20 protein-coding genes are annotated in these 20,211 nt (G+C 62.7%); 14 read left to right on the top strand and 6 right to left on the bottom strand.

What is annotated here, in order from left to right; all coding sequences use genetic code 11:
- Position 1: 1 nt before the first annotated feature.
- Complete coding sequence (locus AB6N07_RS24580; protein WP_370675655.1) at positions 2–448, bottom strand: hypothetical protein; 447 nt, start codon at positions 446–448, stop codon at positions 2–4.
- Positions 449–850: 402 nt separating this feature from the next.
- Between AB6N07_RS24580 and AB6N07_RS24585 the strand changes: the two genes are divergently transcribed.
- Positions 851–1,738: a helix-turn-helix domain-containing protein gene (locus AB6N07_RS24585; protein ID WP_370675656.1), complete on the top strand. Its 888-nt coding sequence runs from the start codon at positions 851–853 to the stop codon at positions 1,736–1,738.
- A 107-nt stretch (positions 1,739–1,845) separates the two neighbouring features.
- Here the strand turns inward: AB6N07_RS24585 and AB6N07_RS24590 are convergent, their stop codons facing one another.
- Positions 1,846–2,601 carry a GntR family transcriptional regulator gene (locus AB6N07_RS24590; protein WP_370675657.1) on the bottom strand — a complete coding sequence of 252 codons (756 nt, stop codon included), beginning with the start codon at positions 2,599–2,601 and terminating at the stop codon, positions 1,846–1,848.
- A gap of 653 nt (positions 2,602–3,254) precedes the next feature.
- Here AB6N07_RS24590 and AB6N07_RS24595 point away from each other — a divergent pair.
- From AB6N07_RS24595 to AB6N07_RS24615, 5 genes are read left to right on the top strand one after another with little or no spacing between them, the layout of a single operon-like run.
- Positions 3,255–4,214, top strand: a complete 960-nt coding sequence (locus tag AB6N07_RS24595; RefSeq protein WP_370675658.1) for a sugar kinase — start codon at positions 3,255–3,257, stop codon at positions 4,212–4,214.
- Positions 4,215–4,267: 53 nt separating this feature from the next.
- The gene (gene kdgT, locus AB6N07_RS24600) at positions 4,268–5,266 is read left to right on the top strand and encodes a 2-keto-3-deoxygluconate transporter (protein ID WP_370675659.1); all 999 of its coding nucleotides are present in this window, start codon (positions 4,268–4,270) and stop codon (positions 5,264–5,266) included.
- 50 nt (positions 5,267–5,316) lie between these two features.
- The gene (locus tag AB6N07_RS24605) at positions 5,317–5,778 is read left to right on the top strand and encodes a YhcH/YjgK/YiaL family protein (RefSeq protein WP_370675660.1); all 462 of its coding nucleotides are present in this window, start codon (positions 5,317–5,319) and stop codon (positions 5,776–5,778) included.
- A gap of 32 nt (positions 5,779–5,810) precedes the next feature.
- The gene (kduI, locus tag AB6N07_RS24610; protein WP_370675661.1) at positions 5,811–6,653 is read left to right on the top strand and encodes a 5-dehydro-4-deoxy-D-glucuronate isomerase; all 843 of its coding nucleotides are present in this window, start codon (positions 5,811–5,813) and stop codon (positions 6,651–6,653) included.
- A gap of 20 nt (positions 6,654–6,673) precedes the next feature.
- Positions 6,674–7,459 (top strand): gluconate 5-dehydrogenase, encoded by a 786-nt coding sequence (locus tag AB6N07_RS24615; RefSeq protein WP_370675662.1) that lies wholly within the window; start codon positions 6,674–6,676, stop codon positions 7,457–7,459.
- 59 nt (positions 7,460–7,518) lie between these two features.
- Here AB6N07_RS24615 and alr read toward each other — a convergent pair whose 3' ends face one another.
- Positions 7,519–8,622, bottom strand: coding sequence for an alanine racemase (alr, locus tag AB6N07_RS24620; RefSeq protein WP_370675663.1), 1,104 nt, complete (start codon positions 8,620–8,622; stop codon positions 7,519–7,521).
- A gap of 196 nt (positions 8,623–8,818) precedes the next feature.
- Between alr and cpaB the strand changes: the two genes are divergently transcribed.
- From cpaB to AB6N07_RS24650, 6 genes are read left to right on the top strand one after another with little or no spacing between them, the layout of a single operon-like run.
- Entirely contained in the window at positions 8,819–9,763 is a 945-nt protein-coding gene (gene cpaB, locus AB6N07_RS24625; protein WP_370675664.1) for a Flp pilus assembly protein CpaB, read from the top strand.
- The gene (locus tag AB6N07_RS24630) at positions 9,760–11,133 is read left to right on the top strand and encodes a type II and III secretion system protein family protein (RefSeq protein ID WP_370675665.1); all 1,374 of its coding nucleotides are present in this window, start codon (positions 9,760–9,762) and stop codon (positions 11,131–11,133) included. Before cpaB ends, AB6N07_RS24630 begins: the two co-directional genes overlap by 4 nt.
- 5 nt (positions 11,134–11,138) lie before the next feature.
- Positions 11,139–12,380 (top strand): CpaE family protein, encoded by a 1,242-nt coding sequence (locus tag AB6N07_RS24635; RefSeq protein ID WP_370675666.1) that lies wholly within the window; start codon positions 11,139–11,141, stop codon positions 12,378–12,380.
- Positions 12,373–13,779 (top strand): CpaF family protein, encoded by a 1,407-nt coding sequence (locus tag AB6N07_RS24640; protein WP_370675667.1) that lies wholly within the window; start codon positions 12,373–12,375, stop codon positions 13,777–13,779. The genes AB6N07_RS24635 and AB6N07_RS24640 overlap by 8 nt, the downstream gene beginning before the upstream one ends.
- A 7-nt stretch (positions 13,780–13,786) precedes the next feature.
- A complete protein-coding gene (locus AB6N07_RS24645) occupies positions 13,787–14,746 on the top strand; it encodes a type II secretion system F family protein (RefSeq protein ID WP_370675668.1) in 960 nt (319 codons plus the stop codon).
- Between the two features lie 7 nt (positions 14,747–14,753).
- On the top strand, positions 14,754–15,752 hold the full coding sequence (locus AB6N07_RS24650; protein WP_370675669.1) for a type II secretion system F family protein: 999 nt from the start codon (positions 14,754–14,756) through the stop codon (positions 15,750–15,752).
- Here the strand turns inward: AB6N07_RS24650 and AB6N07_RS24655 are convergent, their stop codons facing one another.
- Positions 15,753–17,429, bottom strand: a complete 1,677-nt coding sequence (locus AB6N07_RS24655; protein WP_370675670.1) for a cache domain-containing protein — start codon at positions 17,427–17,429, stop codon at positions 15,753–15,755.
- Positions 17,430–17,627: 198 nt separating this feature from the next.
- On the opposite strand from AB6N07_RS24655, the gene AB6N07_RS24660 reads away from it, so the two are divergent.
- Both AB6N07_RS24660 and AB6N07_RS24665 read left to right on the top strand, forming a co-directional pair.
- On the top strand, positions 17,628–18,116 hold the full coding sequence (locus tag AB6N07_RS24660; RefSeq protein WP_370675671.1) for a tetratricopeptide repeat protein: 489 nt from the start codon (positions 17,628–17,630) through the stop codon (positions 18,114–18,116).
- A gap of 182 nt (positions 18,117–18,298) precedes the next feature.
- Positions 18,299–19,000 (top strand): polysaccharide deacetylase family protein, encoded by a 702-nt coding sequence (locus tag AB6N07_RS24665; RefSeq protein WP_370675672.1) that lies wholly within the window; start codon positions 18,299–18,301, stop codon positions 18,998–19,000.
- Positions 19,001–19,016: 16 nt separating this feature from the next.
- Here the strand turns inward: AB6N07_RS24665 and AB6N07_RS24670 are convergent, their stop codons facing one another.
- Positions 19,017–19,349, bottom strand: coding sequence for a hypothetical protein (locus AB6N07_RS24670; protein ID WP_370675673.1), 333 nt, complete (start codon positions 19,347–19,349; stop codon positions 19,017–19,019).
- A 112-nt stretch (positions 19,350–19,461) separates the two neighbouring features.
- On the bottom strand, positions 19,462–19,962 hold the full coding sequence (locus tag AB6N07_RS24675; RefSeq protein WP_370675674.1) for a response regulator: 501 nt from the start codon (positions 19,960–19,962) through the stop codon (positions 19,462–19,464).
- Between the last annotated feature and the right edge of the window lie 249 nt (positions 19,963–20,211).

A 20,211-nucleotide genomic window follows, 5' to 3' on the forward strand; every position in this document is an offset into this window, starting at 1 on the left:
CTCACTTGTCGAATGTGGCCGAGGCGCGCGACCGCGGCTCCACCACATCGAGGCAGGCGTCGGAGGCAAGCCCCCCCGCCTCGCAGGACAGGACGTCATTGATCAGCAAGCGACCGACGCTCTCGCAGGCAAGACCTTTGAGGTCGAAGGTTTTGACCACCGTCCGCCCAGCCTTGAGGGGACCGGCGTCCACACCCACTCGCCTTGCCACGATCCCCTCTCCGTCAAAGACGACAAGATCGAGCTTCAGCGCCGAAAATGATGACGCCGTCCCGTTCTTTTCGACCAAGGTCACACGGCAGCCACCATCGACCGCATCGAGGCGGTTCAGCTCAAGTGAAAAGGCGCCAGCAGGAGACGGAGCCGACTGGGCAAGTGATGGCGAGGCCGACAGCACAACAGCGGCGGCGACCATACGAAAGAGCGGGTTGAGACGTTGCTGGGTCACGCGCGTCAGTCCGGAAAGGAGATGGGGAGGCGGAGTCATGGGAGCGGGGATTGCGAAGCTGAAGCAGCAGGGGGCAACGTGGCCGCGCGGATGCGGTTCATCAGCTCGTAGTCAAACAGAGCGAAGCCGTGGGTGATCGCCTCGCCAGTTCGCCGACGGCACTCGCGAAAAAAATCCCGCTTTTCAGACATTTACCTCTGACCCACGCCTGCATTTGCGACTGAAAATCAATCGCATAAGGGTTTTCCCTTAAACTTGACTCGTTCGATCATGTATATAAACAGGGAGACTTGAAGCTGTCGACGGTCAGGGTTTCAGCGAAAACGGCGGTTTCTTTTTCGCAAACAGCTGAGGTCGCTCCAAACATGATGAGACGGCTTCCGAGTGGCATTGGGTGCATTCATGGAACTGTCGGCGGCGGCATCGGAACACGACGGCATATCGCTCGCCTACCGGCTCACGCCGGGGGGCGCGGACCCAGAGGCGGTAGCCGAGATCCAGCCGGGTTTTCGCCTGTTCGTCTGTCTCTGTGGCTGGCAGCGTTTCGAGGTCGATGACCAGCGGCTCGACGTCTCCGCCGATGAAGGACCGGTGGCGCTGGCACTATCGCTCACCCGTCCAGCACAGCTGAGGCGGATTGCCCAATCGGAAGATCGGATGGGTCACCTGGTGATCACCGCCCCGCGCGACTGGGCTTCAGCTCTGGATCTCAAGGAAACCGGCCATGGCGATGCTCTCGCCACTTTTCTCGCCACGCACGGCAGCTGCCACACCTGGCGTCTCGATGATCACAGTATCCGTCTCGCCCAGCTCGCCGCCGATCCGCCGGCCTGGATGCCACGCGAGGCACTCTCTCTCTACCGGCGCGCCCGTGCCTTCGACCTGATCTGCCTGACGCTCAGCACCCTGGCGCTCCGACGGGAGGAGAACACCCTTCCTCGCCCGGCCCAATCACTGCTCGGCGAGCGCATCCGTATCTATCTGCTCGATCATCTCAATGAGCCGCTGACCATCGACGCGGTCGCCCAAGCGATGGGTGCCTCTGTCAGCGTCGTGCAGCGTTGCTTCAAGGAGCTCTATGGCATGACGGTGTTCGACTTCGTGCGTCGCCGCCGCCTTGATGCGGCTCGCGATGCCCTCGACAACCGGGGCGTCAGCATCGCCTGCGCCGCCTTCATGGCCGGATATTCAGCGCCGTCGAGCTTCGCCACCGCCTTCAGGAAAGCCTACGGCGTACCGCCAAAACTCAGGCGGCGGCAAGCCATGCCGTTCCTTGAGGCGGCCGAGTGAGCGGCCATAACGGAGAACTGCAGGCAAGAGGAACGCGGCGTCTAAAACGAGGTCGTGAAAATCGGTGGTGGGTGCACCGTTAGCTTGGCACCTTACGAGGTCGGCCCTCAGACCGTTTCGCCGGCCCAGCGTTCGTAAACGGCGCCGACATTGCCGGAGAAATAGTCTGGATTAAGGTCACGGATCGGCGCCAGGCTGACCCTGAGACCATCAAGGTGACGGTCCATCGCGGCGGCGGCGGCGGCAACGTCGTGGCCGGCGATGGCATCGATGATTGCCTCATGCTCGGCAAGCGCTCGCTCCATGCGGTGCGGCTGGGGAAGGGTCAGACGGCGATAGCGATCGAGTTGCACCTTGATCTGGACAACCATCGTCCAAAGGCCCGGCAGTCTGCCGGCTTCGGCGATGGCGCGGTGCATCAGTTCGTCGGCCGCGTGGAAGCCGTCGATGTCACCCGTGGCCAGCGTCTCGCGCTGGCGTTCAATGATCGCTTTCAGACTGGCCACATCGGACCCTCTGGCGCCCTCGGCGGCCGCCCGCACAGTCACCGCCTCGAGCGCGGCGCGGGCAACGATGATCTCAGGCAGGATTTCGGCCGGGATGCGGGCCACCATGGTGCCCGACTTGGGAACGATCTCTATCAGCTTCTCATCGGCGAGGCGAAGCAGCGCCTCGCGCACCGGCGTCCGGCTGACGCGCGCCTCAAGCGCGATCTCCTTTTCGAAGATGGCATCACCCGGCCGGCGCCGCATGGAAACGATGTCGTCGCGCAACCGGCGATGAACGAGCTGGGCAGCGGTTTCTCCGACCGGCAGATTGCTGGCCGGCGATCGCCCGGTGTCACTCATCGACCATGTCGTCATCACGTCCGCTCCATGGACAGCTTTGAAAATGAGGCGCCCTGCCCACGCCCAGGCGGTTCGGCAAAGGCAAAAATTCAGATCACCCCGACGGGGCTGCCGACGACCGATCGTGAGCAGCGCGGCCGGAGCTTTGTATATCAGATATATAAAAAAGATCAGAGCGGGTTAGTACCAAGCCACCGCATCCGCGCGTGATCCGGACCGATACGTACGCCAGCCCAAACCGCGCCGATGTGCCACCTCCAGCAAAACTGAGCGGCCGGAAAGTGCAACGTGACGCTCACGTGACCACGCAAACATTCTGACGCAGTTTTTCCAATTTGTCCAAAATGTGTCGAGCCACTTCAATGCGACTATTCAAATTCATATACCTCATATATCTTGTATATAAGAATGTATATATTCATCTCGCCGCCTGCATGTCTCCACTATTATTTCCATCTATCGCATCTATACGCAAACTAAATCGAGTATATATTGAAATATAGACTTTCGTATTTCCGAAATTTTCTGATTTTTAGCGTGGATTAATGCGTATTGACTTATAGACACAAGACTCAGATGTTTCGGGCCAGCAAAACGCAACCCGCCGAGGAGCGGGAAGACGACATCCGGCCCGAAACGGACTGGAAGAGCGACGATCGGAGGATGACGTGACCCAGGACATCCGTGTAGCAGCCATCGGCGAGTGCATGGTCGAACTGCAGGAGCGGCCCGATGGGGGCATCACGCAATCCTTCGGCGGTGACACCTTCAACACCGCGGCCTACATGGCGCGGCTCGGCGAAGGGCTTGGAGCTTTCGTCGACTATGTAAGCGCCATCGGCGACGATCCATTCAGCGACGCCATGGCTGCTTTCTGGCGTGCCCAGGGCGTCAGCGATCGCTTGGTGCTGCGCCGTCCGGGCCGTCGTCCTGGCCTTTACTTCATCAAGACCGACGCAGCAGGCGAACGCCGTTTCTACTACTGGCGCGGTGAGGCCGCCGTTCGCGAAGCGTTTGAAACCGACGGCTCCGACGCCATCCTCACGGCGCTTGCCGGCTACAGCAATGTCTATCTCTCAGGCATCAGCCTGGCAGTTCTGAAGCCACAAAGTCGCGCCCGGCTCATCGCCCGCCTTGCCGAGCTTGCCAACGAAGGTGTCGCCGTCGATTTCGACTGCAACTACCGACCGCTCCTGTGGGAGAACATCGAAACGACGCGCGCTGTCTATGAACAGGTCATCGCCTTTGCGAGCCGCGTTCTGGTGACGGTCGAGGAGCTTTCGGTGCTCGGCATCGAGCCAACTCCCGAGGCCGGCGCCGCCCATTTCAAGGCGCTGCCGCGCCTTGAGACGGTGATCAAAGATGGTGCCCAGCCGTGCACGCTGATCCATGACGGCAAGGTGGAAACCGTGCCGGCCATCGTCGTCGACAAGGTCGTCGACACCACGGCCGCCGGCGACAGTTTCTCGGCCGCCTACCTTCTTGGTCGCAGCCTTGGCCTTGCCCCGACGGAAGCCGCCCGTCGCGCCCACGTCGTTGCTGGCGCGGTCGTGCAGCATCGGGGCGCCATCATTCCGAAAGATGCCACCCCAGACGTCTTCGCCGCTGAGATCGCCCGGCACCGCTGATCCGCCGGCCCACACAAAAAACCAAATACTCTACGCTGGAGAGGACTGGACCCATGAACATCAAGAAGACGATCGACAAAATCCCCGGCGGCCTGATGCTGGTGCCGCTGATCCTCGGCGCGCTCTGCAAGACTTTCTATCCTGAAGCCGGCAAGTACTTCGGCTCCTTCACCAACGGCCTGGTTTCCGGCACCGTGCCGATCCTCGCCGTCTGGTTCTTCTGCATGGGTGCCACCATCGACCTTCGGGCCACCGGCACCGTGTTGCGCAAGTCGGGCAACCTCGTCGTCGTCAAGACGCTGATCGCCTGGGCCGCGACCTATGCCGCCGCCCAGTTCTTGCCGCTCGAGGGTGTGCAATCGGGTTTGTTCGCAGGTTTCTCGGCACTGGCCATCTGCGCCGCCATGGACATGACCAACGGTGGCCTCTACGCGGCGGTTATGCAGCAGTACGGCTCCAAGGAAGAAGCCGGTGCCTTCGTGCTGATGTCCATCGAATCAGGCCCGCTTGTGTCGATGTTCATCCTCGGCGCGGCCGGCGTCGCCACCTTCGAACCGCATCTGTTCGTCGGCGCGGTACTGCCCTTCCTGGTCGGCTTCCTGCTCGGCAACCTCGACAAGGACCTGAAGGAATTCTTCGGCAAGTGCGTGCACACGCTGATCCCGTTCATCGGCTTCGCCCTTGGCAACGGCATCGACCTGCACGTCATCGCCCAGACCGGCCTCGGCGGCCTGCTGCTCGGCGTCATCGTCATGATCATCACCGGTATTCCGCTGATGCTGGCCGACAAGTTGATCGGTGGCGGCAATGGCACCGCCGGCCTGGCGGCCTCCTCAACCGCCGGCGCCGCTGTCGCCAATCCGATGATCATCGCCGAGATGGTGCCCGCCTTCAAACCGGCCGCCGCGGCCGCCACTTCTCTGGTCGCCGCCGCCTGTCTCACCACAGCCATCCTTGTGCCGATTTTGACCGGCATGTGGGCCAAGCGTATCAAGGGCGCAACGCCCGCGGCACCCGCGGCTCCCGCGGAAGGGCTGCAGGTAGCGGAGTAATCGCGGAGGGGCCGGCACGCCGGCCCCAACCCCATTTCAGGAGGAAGCCGATGTATCTCAGCCATATCGCCACGCTCGACCGTGATGCCGCGAACCTGCCGGAAGATATCCGGCGCGGTCTTCGGTTCCTTGCCGGAACCGATATCGCCGCCCTGCCGGCCGGGCGCGTCGATATCGACGGCGATCGCATGTTCGCACTGATCCAGGATTACGAGACGGCACCGAAGGCTGACAAGCGTCCCGAATCGCACGCCCGCTACATCGACATCCAGTACATGGCGAGCGGCCGCGAAGTGATCGGTTATGCGCCACTCTCCGGCGACAATCCGGTGGCTGAGAACCTGTTCGAGGACCGTGACGTGCAGTTCTTTTCGGCAGTGGCTGACGAGACAGATCTCGTACTCGGCACGGGTGCCTATGCCGTATTCCATCCCACCGACATTCACCGCCCCGGCTGTATCGCCGGTGCGCCGACCAAGGTTCGGAAGGTCGTGGTCAAGATTCTGGCCTGACTTTCCGCCACTCATCATTATTGGAGGTATCAATGGATATTCGTTATTCGGCTAATCAGAAGGATTTCAAGCGCTACACCACCGAGGAGATGCGCGCGGAATTCCTGATCGAAAATCTCTACGTCGATGACCAGGTCGTCGCGGTTTATTCCCACGTCGACCGCATGGTGACATTCGGCTGCAAGCCGGTGAACGAAGCAGTGGCACTCGACAAGGGTATCGACTGCCTGAAGAATTTCGGCACGACCTACATTTTGGAACGCCGCGAGATCGGCATCTTCAATATTGGCGGGGCCGGCTCGATCGAGGCGGATGGCGAGACCTTCCACCTCGGCTTCCAGGATTGCCTCTACGTCACCAAGGGCACGAAGTCCGTCATCTTCAAGAGCGACGACGCCAAGGCGCCGGCCAAGTTCTACATGGTCTCCGCCCCGGCGCATAAAGCCTGCAAGACCACCTTCCTGTCGCTCACCGACGCCAAGAAGAAGCCGCTTGGCGACGAGGCCACTGCCAACAAGCGCGTCATCAACCAGTTCATCCATCCGGACGTCCTGGAAACCTGCCAGCTCTCCATGGGCCTCACCCAGCTCGCGCCCGGCAGCGTCTGGAACACCATGCCCGCCCACACCCACGAGCGGCGCATGGAAATCTACACCTACTTCAACATCCCCCAGGGGCAGGCCGTCTTCCACATGATGGGTGAAGGCAATCAGACCCGCCACATCCTGGTGCAGAACGAGCAGGCAGTGATCTCCCCGTCCTGGTCGATCCATGCCGGTTGCGGCACCGCTGCCTATACCTTCATCTGGGCGATGGGCGGCGAAAACCAAACCTTCGACGACATGGACCACATCGCCATCAGCGACCTGCGCTGAGCGAGCAAGGACAGACTGCAATGACCTATCCGAACGCATTCTCGCTCGAAGGCAAGGTGGCGTTGGTCACCGGCGCCTCCTACGGCATCGGCTTTGCGCTGGCCAGCGCTCTGGCCGAAGCCGGCGCCATCATCGCTTTCAACGACATCAATGAAGAGTTCCTCGCGAAAGGTGTCGCCGCCTACAAGGCAGCCGGCATCGACGCGCGCGGCTATATCGCCGACGTCACCGACGAAGCCGCCGTTCAGAAGCTGGTGGCCGATATCGAAAAAGATCTCGGCACGATCGACATCCTGGTCAACAACGCCGGCATCATCAAGCGCGTTCCCATGCACGAGATGGACGTCAAGGACTTCCGCCAGGTGATCGACATCGACCTGACGGCGCCGTTCATCGTCGCCAAGGCGGTGATCCCCAGCATGATGAAGAAGGGCAGCGGCAAGATCATCAACATCTGTTCGATGATGTCCGAGCTGGGCCGCGAGACGGTGTCGGCCTACGCGGCGGCCAAGGGCGGCCTCAAGATGCTGACCCGCAACATCGCTTCCGAATACGGCGCCTTCAACATCCAGTGCAACGGCATCGGGCCAGGCTATGTCGAGACGCCGCAGACCGCGCCGCTGCGCGTGCCCGGCCACCCGTTCGATTCCTTCATCCGCGCGAAGACGCCGGCCGGCCGCTGGGCCACCACCGACGATCTCAAGGGACCGGCGGTGTTCCTCGCTTCGTCGGCATCGGACTTCGTCAACGGGCATATTCTCTACGTCGACGGTGGCATTCTCGCCTACATCGGCAAGCAGCCCTGATCGGCTGACATGATTGAATACGGCGGCCGCGTTCTTTCGGGAATGCGGCCGCTGCCGTTTCAGGCGTAGACGCGATGATAGCGACGGCCGAGCGAAGTCAGCACTTCGTAGCCGATCGTGCCCGCGGCGCGCGCCACGTCATCGACGCTCTGGTGCGGACCGATCAGTTCCAGAAGATCACCCTCGGCGAGCGTTCCCGGCGGCAATGCGCTCACATCCACCGAAAAGCTGTCCATGGAGACGCGTCCGACAGACGGCAGGCGCGTATCGCCGAAGTAGGCGGCGCCAGCCCCGTTCGAGTAGCGACGCCACCAGCCATCGGCGTAGCCTATGGCAAGCGTTGCGAGGCGGGTCGTCCGACTGGCGCGGAATGTATAGCCGTAGCCGACCGAGGCACCAGCCTCGATCTCCCGCAGTTGGGCGACACGGACTCTGAGATCAACCACCGGCTTGATGCCCCCGGCAAGCGGGCTGGTCTCGATGCCATAGAGCGAAGCACCTGGACGGCAAAGATCGAAATGATAATCAGGTCCGAGGAAGATGCCGCTCGAGGCGGCGAGCGAGCCGGCAAGGCCTGGAAGGCGCTCGCGGGCAGCGCGGAAGGCGGCGAGTTGCTCGCCGCTCGCCGACTTCACCGGTTCGTCGGCACAGGCAAGGTGGCTCATGATCAGGCGGGCACCGGTGGCGGAGAGCAGGCCAGGATCACCGGCGAGCGCCTGCTGCTCAGCAACATCGAGGCCAAGACGAGACATGCCCGTGTCGACCTGGATCACCGATGGTCGACTGCCAAGCATGGCCTCGGCCCAGGCCCGACACTGGGCAAGCGAGTTCAGGACCGGCAGGATGCCGTCGCCATAAGCGCCGGCCGTGCCCGGCAGCAGGCCATTCAACACGTAGATCGTCGCGTCGAGCGGTAGCAGCGGCCGGAGCGCGTCAGCTTCCGACAGAGCGACCACGAAGAAATCACGGCAACCGGCATCATAGAGCGGCCGGACCAATGGCGCGGCGCCGAGGCCATAGGCATCGGCCTTGACCACGGCCGCCGAGCGGGCCGGCGCGACGCGGGCGGCAAGGCTCCGCCAGTTGGCGACGACGGCATCGACGCTGATCGTCAGAATGCCGCCTGCCGCGGTTCCACCTGAAACGTTCCCAGAAGCCGACACTTTTTCCTCCGTCGTCCGATGGATCGCCATGGACCGGCTTAGTCCGCCGACCGGCCCACCGCAAGCCGAACCGGCGAAGAACCGGCGCCGGAGAGGTTAACAAAACATTGCTTTGCTTGCGGAAAAGCCACGAGCCGATTGAACCGGCCTTTATCGCGAAGCTGCTAGCTTGGCTGTCTCCGGAGAAAATATTCCGATGCGCGCCAATTTCAAGGTCATGATCCTGCTTGCCATCGCCTGCGGCGGCGGTGCCGTCTGGGCGGGCAGTCGCTGGCTCGACAATGCCTCGGCGGCTCGCCTCAGGGAGCTCGAGGCAGCGCGACCATCGGTGACCTTGGGAACCCTGGTGGTGGCAGCCGAACCGCTCCGCTTCGGCGCGCCGCTTTCCCGGCGGTCGGTCCGCGAAATTCCCTGGGCGGATAGCGAATTACCGCCTGGAGCATTCGCCACCACCGACGATCTCTTCAAGGACGGCGATCGCACCGTGCTCTATCCGCTGGAGCAGGGCGAACCGCTGTTCGCCTCCAAGCTGACCGGCCCCGGCGAGCGGGCCGCTCTCTCCCGCCTGATTTCCGACGGCAACCGTGCCGTGACGCTTCGAGTGAACGATGTTGCTGGCGTCGGAGGCCTGGTGCTGCCGGGCGACCGGGTCGACGTCGTGTTGACCACCAGCGACGTAGCCGAGGTCATCCTGCAGGACGTGCGGATTCTGTCGATCGACCAGATGGCCGACGAGAAGAGTACCGAGGCGGTGGTCGCTCATACGGTCACCGTCGAGGCGTCGCCGGAAGCTGCCCAGAAGCTCGTGCTGGCCCAGAACGTCGGCAGCTTGTCGTTGGTACTGAGAAAGGCGGGCGAGGTGCGAGCCGCCGCATTCCGGCCAATTGGCGTCGCCGATCTCACCACCGCCCGCAAGACCGAAAATGCCAAGGCCGAAGCACCAACCACCCCACCGCCCGTCACCGATGCCACGGTATGGGTACGCAGGGCGACCGAACTCACGCAATATTCCGTGCCGGTGAAGGACGGCGGCCCGAGCCGCCGTGTCGCGCCGCCGGAGGCGCCTGTCGCGCCCGCCGGACCGGTCGCCGACGCCTCTCCCCTGCCCGCCGCCTCGGCTGCCGCCGGAGAACCGCAATGATCCTGCCGATGCGCGCGATCCTTCAACTCGTTACGCTCCTTGTTTTCATGCTGGCCACCGGCCTGCCTGTCGAAGCCGCCCAACCGATCCGCATGACGTCGGCGACCTCCGGTCAGTCGTTCTCGATCGCCAAGGGCGTGCCACAGATGATCGAGACGACGTCCGCGTTCTCGGAAATCGTCGTCGGCGACCCAGCGCTGGCCGATGCCTGGCCGCTCACAGACAAGTCGTTCATGGTGCTTGGTTCGAAAGGCGGCGTCACCGGCATCGTTCTGTTTGACAAGGAACGCAACGTGGTCGGTGCCGCCGACTTCGAAATCGCGCTGCACACCGACCGACTGCAGGCAGCGCTGGAACGGAAACTCCCCGACGCACGGGTCGACGTTTCCTCGGCCAACGGCTCGATCCTACTGTCCGGAACGGCCGCCGACCAGAAAACCATCGACGAAGCCGGCGCCATCGCCAAGGAATTCGGCGGCGACAAGGTGGTCAACACCGTCGACATCGGCGGCGGCAAACAAGTGCAGCTTAAGGTACGCTTCCTTGAGGCGACCCGCTCGGCCAACCGCGAGCTCGGCCTCGGCTGGGCCGTGCAAAGCGACGGCATCTCCGTCGGTGTCGGCTCATCGACGCTCGCCTCCGGCTCGACGCCATTCGGCGAAATCGTCAGCCAGGTCCTGTCGGGCGGCCTGTCCGTCGATATGGTGGTGCAAGCGCTCGAAGCGCGGGGCCTCGTCCGGTCGCTTGCCGAGCCCAATCTCGTCGCGCTGTCCGGCCAGACGTCGAGTTTCCTGGCGGGCGGCGAGTTTCCCGTGCCGGTGGCCGGCGACAACGCGTCCATCTCCGTCGAGTTCAAGAAATTCGGCGTCGGTCTCGACTTCACCCCGACGGTGGCACCCAACGGCCTCATCCATCTCAACATCAAACCGGAGGTGAGCGAGATCGACTACTCGGCGGCCGTCACCATCAACGGCATCACCATCCCGGGCCTCAAGGTACGTCGCTCGGACTCAACGCTGGAACTGCGCGACGGCCAGAGCTTCGTCATGGCCGGGCTGCTCACCAATTCGCGTTCGGTATCCAACAACCGCGTTCCCTGGCTCGGCTCGATGCCGGTGCTTGGCAACCTGTTCCGCTCCACCGCCTATAAACGCTCGGAAACCGACCTGGTGATCATCGTGACGCCCCACATCGTCGACCCGCTGGGCGTCGGCAGTAGAATCGCCTCGCCTTTCGACCGCGCCCTGCCAGGCAGCGATCTCGATGCTTTCGCACGCGGCAATGCCGAAGCGCCACCCAACACCGCCGCCTATCTCGCTGCCAATGGTGCCTCGACCGGCGGCTACATTCTCGACCTGCCGGTACGGTGATTTTGATGGCCGAGTCCTCGATCAATTTCGGTACCGTCGTCGTCGTCACCACCGACAAGGATTTCGCCGTCGTAGTCGCCGATGCGCTGAGGGCATCCGGCGCCAGCGTCGGCGATCTCAAGGTGCGAGCGCCCGACAAGCTTTCCGGAGAGCTGGCCGACCCGGCCTGCGGTCTCGTCGTTCCCGATCTCGACGCCTTCCCCGACGGGCCGGTGGCCGGCCTATCAGAACTCTACCGGCAGGCAGGCCCCTCCGTGCGCTTCCTTGCCGTCACCGGCGTTTTCGACGCAGAAGTGGCGCGCGGCTTCCTGCGCTTGAGGTTGCAGGACTTCCTGGTGAAGCCGGTTGCGCCCTCCGACCTTGCCCATACGCTGACACGCATCGGCCGTGACGACGCCGACCCCTATCCGGACTCCCGGATTTACACTTTCCTGCCGGCGGCGGGCGGTGTCGGCAATACGACGCTGGCCTTGCAGGCGGCTGTGCTGCTTCATCAGACAGCGACGCGGCGCCACCAGACGACCTGCGTCGTCGATCTCAACCTCCAGCATGGCTCTTGCGCCGAGTACTTCGATCTCGAACCGCATTTCGACATCGCCGAGATCGAGAACCAGCCGGATCGGCTCGACCGCAAATTGCTCGACGTCATGCTGAGCCGGCATAAATCGGGCCTTGCCATCGTATCGGCCCCGCCCTGCCCGTGGGAAATGCGCAGCTATCGGCCTGAAATCGTCGGCCGTCTGCTCGATCTGGTGGCCGGCCACTTCGACAATGTGGTGATCGATCTGCCACGCACCTGGTTCCCCTGGACCGACTCCGTGCTGCAGGGTTCCGACCATGTCTTTCTGATCACCGAGATGACGGTGCCTGCCCTCAGGCACGCGCAACGTCTCTCCCATGCCGTCCGAGAGCGGGTGCATAAGGACGCGCGCTTCGGCGTCATCATCAACCGCGTCGATGCCAAGGGCAGCCCCAGCATATCGCTCGCCGAGGTCAAGGAGCTGTTCGGCGACACCTTTGCCGGCTCGGTCGCCAACGACTACAAGGCCGTGCGAGAAGCCCTCGATCAGGGCCGTCCCCTCGGCGAGGTGGCACCCAACTCCCGGGTGATCACCGACCTCAGGGCGATCATCGCCGACCCCACCGAACTCGCCGCCTCATCCTGGACCGCGCCGCTCCGCTCGCTGCTCGCCCGGCTGAAACGCTCCGACGCACCAACTCTTACCAAGGGCCGGCGCCATGCGTAGCCGCTTCCAGACCCCGCCATCGAGCGACGCGTCGGTCCCGCTCTTGGCCGAGCGCCCTGCCGCGCCGCTGATCCAGGTGGCGCCATTGCGTGAGATGGAGCCGTTGCCGCTCCCCAAGCCGATCAACGAAAAGCTGATCGCTGCCAAGGATAAGCTGCATAAACGCCTGATCGAGGACCTCAATCTTTCTCAGCTTGAAAAGCTGTCGCCCGACGCGGTGATGCGTGAGATCTACGGACAGGTGAGCGCGTTTGCCACCGAAGAGCGGCTCGCGCTCAATGAACAGGAGTTCGGTGAGTTCGTCACCGCCGTCTACGACGAGATGATGGGGCTCGGGCCGCTCGAGGCGATCATGCGCGACCCCACCGTCAACGACATCCTGATCAATGGCCACCAGAACTGCTTCGTCGAACGCTTCGGCAAGCTCGAGCCGATCAACATTCCCTTCAAGGACGAGGCGCACCTTCTCCGCATCATCAACAAGATTGTCGCCGCGGTGGGCCGCCGCGTCGATGAAAGCCATCCGACCTGCGACGCCCGCATGCTCGACGGGTCACGCTTCAACGCAGCGATCCGTCCGATCGCCGTCGACGGGCCGTTGGTCTCCATCCGCAAATTCGCTAAGAAGAAACTGTCGCTCGACCGGCTGATCGACGTCGGAGCACTGGCCAAGCCGATGGGTGAGTTGATGGCCGCCGCCGTCAATGCCCGTGTGACCACGCTGATCTCAGGAGGTACCGGCACCGGCAAGACAACCATGCTCAACGCCCTCTCAGCGTTCATCTCACCGGACGAGCGGCTGATTACCATCGAGGATGCCGCCGAGCTGCAACTGCAGCAACCGCATGTCGCCCGCATGGAGACGCGGCCGGCCAATACCGAGGGCCATGGCGAGATCCGTCAGCGCGACCTCGTCAAGAATGCGCTGCGCATGCGCCCCGATCGCGTCATCCTCGGCGAGTGCCGAGGCGAAGAGGCCTTCGACATGCTGCAGGCCATGAACACCGGCCACGAGGGATCGATGGCCACCATTCACGCCAATACGCCGCGCGACGCCATTGCCCGACTGGAACAGATGCTGGGCATGACCGGCATGCCAATGACCGTATCCTCCATCCGCTCGCAGATTGCCTCGGCCATCCGGCTGATCCTGCAACTGACCCGCCTTTCCGACGGCAAGCGCCGCGTCACCTCCATTTCCGAAATCACCGGCATGGAAGGCGACATCATCCAGATGCAGGAGATCTTCCGCTTCAATCGCCTGCGCACCGAAGCGGACGGCACCGTGGTGGGCGAATTCCGCGCCACAGGCATCCGGCCGCGCTTCCTCGACGATCTCGTGGCCAAGGGAATTTCCGTGCCGAGCGCCTATTTCGACCCCACCAAACCGCTCTTGTGAGGCCGGCATGAACGAGATGTATCTGTTCTACGCCTTCGCCGGCTTCGCCGCCGCCTTCCTGGCCGAAGCGGTATATCTTCTGACGGTGAACGCCGGCTCTGATCGTCGGCAGGTCAACCGCCGGCTCCGGGTTTCCGCGCCAGACGCCAACCGACAGGAAGTGATGGTGATGCTCAGGCGTGAGCGTGGCCTCACCGCCGCCGGCGGCATGCCTCGTCACCTTGCCTGGCTCGGCCAGCTGATCGTCCAATGCGGCATCACCATCGGCCTGACCAAGCTGATGATGCTGTTTGCCGCCACCGGCGTCATCATCGCCGGCCTGGTCTTCAATTTTACCAACCACGACCTCATTAAGACCGCCATCGCACTGCCGCTCGGCGGCTTCGTGCTGCCGGTCATGGCGTTGCGCATGCGGCGTAACCGACGGCAAATGAAATTCGCTCTGCAGTTTCCCGAGGCGATCGAGTTGATCGTCCGTAGCCTCAAGGCTGGACATCCAGTGCCCGTGGCCATGTCCATGGTGGCGCGCGAGATGCCCGATCCGATCGGCACGGAGTTCGGCATGATGACCGATGAGGTCACCTACGGCGCCGACCTGGTGACGGCACTTGTCAACATGCAGGTCCGCGTCGGTCAGGAAGACTTGCCGCTGTTCGTCACGGCCGTGTCGATCCAATCGTCGACCGGCGGCAACCTGCGCGAAATCCTGCAGAACCTCACCGACGTGATCCGCCAGCGCATCAAGATGCGGCGCAAGATCCGCTCCATCTCAGCCGAGGGACGGATCTCGGCCATCTTCCTGACCGCCATGCCTGTCATGTTGTTCGGTGCCCTCAATTTCATATCGCCGGACTACTACGGCTCGGTCTGGGGCAAGCCAATGACCACCTGGGGTCTTGTCGGCGCCGTCACCTGGCTCGGCGTTGGCAACCTGATGATGAAGAAGATGATCAGCTTCCGCTTCTGAGGCCTTTATGCTCGACGTCATCCGCCTTGTTCTCGATACCGTAGCGGCCCGCCCCGAACTCATGGTGCTGGCGGCCCTCGTTGCCATGTCGGCGGCCATTGCCACGGCCGTGACCGGATCGCTAAAACGTAGCCGGCGCGTCAAGCGTCGTCTCAAGGTCGACCTGCCGACGTCGAAGCGTGAAGCGGCTGGCGATGAGGCGGGCGATGATGCGCTATCGGCTCTCAGCCTCGCATCGGACAGCAGTCGCCTGCCACCGACGCTGGAAAAGTTCCTCGCCCAAGCGAACGGCATTCTCAGCAGCGGCGATGCCGGCAAGATGAAGTTGGCCCGCCAGCGGATGATCCGCGCCGGCCTGTTTTCACCGCATGCCGTTGGTCTGTTCTTTCTTGCCCGCATCGCTGGCGCGGTCGGGTTGCCGGTCGGCGTGCTTCTGCTTGTAGCCGGGACCGGCTTTGAGCCCAAGACGACGACGCTGCTTCTCGTCCTGCTCGTTTCCGCCATCGCCGGCTATCTTGGCCCGAGCCTCTACGTCGACCGGCTTGCCAAGACTGTGCTGCGGCAAAACCGCATTGCCTTTCCCGATTTCATGGATCTGATGGGCGTCTGCGCCAACGCGGGCCTTTCCATGGAAGGCAGCCTGGAGCGCGTGACGCAGGAGTTGGCGCCGATGTATCCAGCGCTTGGCGTCAATCTTCAGGTGTTGTGCCTCGAAGTCCGGGCTGGGCGTCCGATGGAGCTTGCCTTGCAGACGCTGGCCGATCGTGTCGGCGTGCCGGAAGTGCGCGCCTTTGCAACGCTGCTTCAACAGTCGCGCGAACTGGGTTCAAGCCTTTCCGACGCACTCCGCGTCTTCTCCGAAGACATGCGCCATCAGCGCCTGTCCGCCGCCGAGGAAAAAGCCTATGCCCTGCCGGCCAAACTGTCGGTACCCGTCACGGCTTGCATCCTGCCGGTGGTGCTCTTCATCGCCATCTGGCCGGTGGTGGTGAAGTTCAACAGTTGATCAGGCGGCAGCCACATCGTCGAGGAAAGATCGCACCCGCCGGCGAAGCTCGGCGGTCTTGGCCGTCACATCGGCGGAGGTGGTGAAAACCGACCCGGCCGCGGCGCGGGACTTTCCGGCCGCCGCCGTCACGCCGCCAACACTATGCGTCAGATCGGCGGCTCCCGAGGACACCGCTCCAATGTTGGCCGCGATGGATCCCGTGACGACGCCCTGTTCTTCGATCGCCGCTGAGATGGCGGTGGTGTAGGAGCGGACCTCGCTCATGACCACGCCGATCGAGCGGATGGCGTCGACGGTCTCGCCGGTCGACGATTGGATGCTTTCGATCTTTTCGGAAATGGTGCTTGTTGCCGTGGCCGTCTGGGCGGCCAGTGATTTCACCTCGCTCGCCACCACCGCGAACCCCCTCCCCGCCTCACCGGCGCGGGCGGCCTCGATGGTGGCGTTGAGGGCCAGAAGGTTTGTTTGAGCGGCGATATTGTCGATCAGCGTCACCACTTCACCGATGGCGACTGCCAGTTCTGCCAACTCGCCGACCCGTTTGTTCGCCCCGTCGACCATTTCGGCGGCGCGCAAGGTCACCTCGGACGTTCTGGCGATCTGCTGTGAAATTTCGGATATGGCGCCACGCAATTCGTCGGATGCGGAAGCGACCGCCGAGGCACTGTCGGCCGACTTCTCGGCCCCTTGAGCCGCAGTTCCGGCCAGCCGCTCCGTCTCCTCGCCGGAAGAGGAAAGATCGTGGGCCAACCGGTCGAGGCCGTCCATTTCTGAAATCACCGCGTCGAGCTGCCGCCCGACCTCGTCGCCAAAACTGGAAATGAGCAGCTCCACCGTTTCGCGACGGTGCTGACGGTCTCGGTCGGCGCGCTCCTGTTCGGCGCGCAAGGCATCGCGCTCCTCGGCATGGCGCCGGAAAACATCGACAACACGCGCCATCTCGCCCACTTCGTCGGTACGCTCGATGCCCGCGACCTCGGCGTGTCGCCCCTCCGCGATATCAGCCATTGAGACGCGTAACGCGCTCATGGGACGGGTGATGGTACGGGTAAGGAGGCTTGCGACGAGCACCAGAAGCACGGCGATCACCAGCGTGGAAACCGCCGCCCAGATCACGGACAACCGGTTTTCAGCGGCGATGTCATCCACATAGACACCCGTGCCGATCGCCCAACGCCAGGCGGGGAGAGGCAGCACATAACTGGTTTTGGCCACCGGCCGCTCAGCGCCGGGACGCGGCCACAAATAGCTGTAAAAGCCGCCACCGTTTTGGGCCAGTTGTGCCATGTCTTTAAACAAGTGCGCGCCTGCTGGATCGGTGGAGGCGGAAAGATCCTTGCCATCAAGCTCTGGCTTGATCGGATGCATGACCATGTGGGCGTCAAAGTCGATGACAAAGAAATACTCATTGCCGTCGTAGCGCATGGCGGAAAGGGTCGCGAGAGCCTCCTTCTTCGCCGTCGCCTCGTCGAGCGTACCGCTTTTTGCCAGATCTGCGAAGTGACCGACCGAGGACAACGCGCCATCCGTAATAGAACGTAATGTCTCGGTCCGATGAACCCGGTTAGTGGCGGTGAGTTCATAGGTCGACAGCCCGGCGACACCAGCGACCGCCAGGACAGCCAACGCTATCAAGGCATAGAATCGTCCGGCGATGCTGTTGAGCCTGATCATTTTTCTTTTTTCCCCGCCCACAGATCAACTCGGAGCGATAATTGATCAAGCCTATGAACAGGCCCTTAATGAAATTCAGTATCGCCACACGCCTTAAGAATTACTTCAGTCCTCTATCTTTCTAAAATTGAATATGAATCCTTGACGCAGATTTATACCATCTCTTCTACGCTCCAACGATCCATAAAGGTATGCATCATGGATCGTCATTTTTTCATACCCGCGCTCGTGCTTCTCCTTTCGGCACCGCTCAGTGCCTGCAGTACAGCTTTCGAGGACGCGCTCATCGATGGCGGACCGGAGCATTCACAGTTCGCGAGCCAGCAAGCCACCTTGCGCGATCGAGCCAAAGCGGCCTTCCGCCAGAGTGACTTTGCTGGTGCCGAACGCACCTTCCGCGCTGCCCTTGCCAAGGATCCGCTCGATCCGGAGGCTTGGCTCGGATTTGCCGCCGCCTCCGATCGCCTCGGCAGATTCGATGCCTCCGACAAGGCCTATGCGCAGGTGATCGCTATCGCCGGACGACGCGGCGAGGTGGTCAACAACATGGGGTGGTCGCAATGGCTGAGAGGCAATCGTGACGCGGCGAAACTGCTGTTCGCCGAGGCATTGACCCTCGCCCCCGGCAATCCGGTCATTGCTGCCAACGCATCCGCCCAGAAGGCCGGTACCGCCGCCCAAAGCTGATGATTGGAAGCGACCAGCAGGACGATGCGGAGCAAATCCGGCGGCATGATAGACACGGGAGGAAATCCGAGAGGAGCAAATCCTGAGTGTCAGTTGTGGATTTTCAGCGGCACGACGGCAGCCTTGATTTCGACACGCCGCCGGCGCATCGACGCGCCATCAGGACTTTAGAGAGTCGAGCAATGCGGTTTCTTCTTGTTGCCATCGCCGTAATGGCAGCTTCTCCCGTTTTGGCCCACGATATCGAGCCGCGCTTGGTGCTGCCGGCTGGTGATCGGGCTGTGGCCCTCACCTTCGATGCCTGTTCCGGCACCGTCGATAGTCGTATCCTCGACGAACTGATCGCCGAGCACATCCCGGCCACGGTGTTCGTCACGCACCGCTGGCTGAGGCGCAACGCGGCGACCGCGGCACTACTTCTGGCCCATTCCGACCTGTTCGAAATTGAAAACCACGGCGAAAATCACGTGCCGGCCATCACCGACCAACCGAGCGTCTTCGGCCTGCCGACCGCCGGATCGCTGACGGCTGTATCGCAGGAGGTTTTGGGCGGCGCCGCGGCGGTAACCGCGACCTTCGGTCGGGCGCCTGTCTGGTATCGAGACGCGTCGGCGCGTTACAGCCGTGATGCTGTCGAACTGATTGGTAACCTCGGATATCGGATCGCTGGCTATTCCCTCAACGCCGACGTTGGCGCCTCATTGCCAGCCGCCTCGGTGAGCAAACGCATTGCGGCGGCAAAGCCCGGCGACGTGATCATCGCCCACATCAATCATCCGGAACGACCGGCAGGAGCCGGCGTTGTCGAGGGGATCCGTCTTCTCGTTGCGAAAGGCATGCGCTTCGAGCGGCTAGACGCCGCCTTTCAGATACCGACCGGCTGAGGGCGTCTAGCGACCGTCACAGCGAACCGAAGTCGCCCTTGGCCGATGGGTCGGCGGCGCGGTTGGGAGTACCGATCGCAGTCGGGCGGGATTGGGGGGCTCCGAACGTGCCGCAAGCGACCGTCAGGCCGGCGCCATATGCAAGATCGAGATCGACGCTACGACTTGCCGTCACATCGAGCTCGGACCAAGCGGGAGAGCCATCGCCCGAGCCAAGGCCAACCAAGCAGACGGGCGCGCCTTGAGGGGCGGCCGAGGGAGCGTCGAGGGCACTGGCCGGGGAGGCTAAGCCCGATACCCCAACAGCGGCCATTGATAGAAAAGCCAGACAACTGAGGGTGCGCGCCATGTCGTGCCTCCAGGGAGACGGCTATCGTGCGAGTTGCGGCGAAAATGGGCCGTCGACAGCAGATTCAACGTCGAGCGAAGCAAAGAGTTGCAGGGGCGATGAAAGAAGCGCCTCAGGAGGCGGCTTTGTCGCCGGGTTTGGCCTGCCAGATATTTTGACGGTTACGGATCTCGCGCGGCGCCGGGCCGAAATATGTCGGCGTCTTGACGAAGTCGCGCGGCGCCAGCACCACCGACTGGATGCGCTGGTAAAGCGACTTGGCCGAGATCGGCTTGCACAACAGCTCATGAATCCCGAGCCGACGGGCCTCGATGATCCGGCTGCGCTCGGTGTGGCCAGTGACCATGATGATCGGAATATACGCGAAAGGATTGGACGGAACGCGGATCATCCGCACCATGTCGGCGCCGTCGAGGATCGGCATGACCCAATCGAGGATGAGAATGTCCGGATTGGCGCGGTCCATTGCTTCAAGACCCGAGGCGCCGTCTTCGGCTTCCACGATTCGTCGCGCGCCGAAGCCTTGCAGCATCGTCCTTAGGATCGTGCGCATGTAGGCGCTATCTTCCACGACCAAAAAGGTCAGGGATGACAGATCAAGCTGCACCGGCATACTCCTTCGCTTTCCTCCTAACAGCCAAAGGTGAAAAAGCGGTTAGGTGCGTTGTCAAAGCTCCGGCTGGCTTTCGACAATAACCAAAGGTCGCGCTGGATGCCCGGCCTGCATGGCCGCTCACCGGTTCCAGCATTCGACAGGAGGAAACAGCTTGAGACTTCAGCGACACCGTGCTTTAAATTCAGGCAGATGCGTCGGGTTTTTGGACCCGTTCAAAACGCTGTGACCGCGCATGAATATCGAGGG

The sequence above is a fragment of the Pleomorphomonas sp. PLEO genome (genome assembly GCF_041320595.1).
Classification (GTDB): Bacteria; Pseudomonadota; Alphaproteobacteria; order Rhizobiales; family Pleomorphomonadaceae; genus Pleomorphomonas.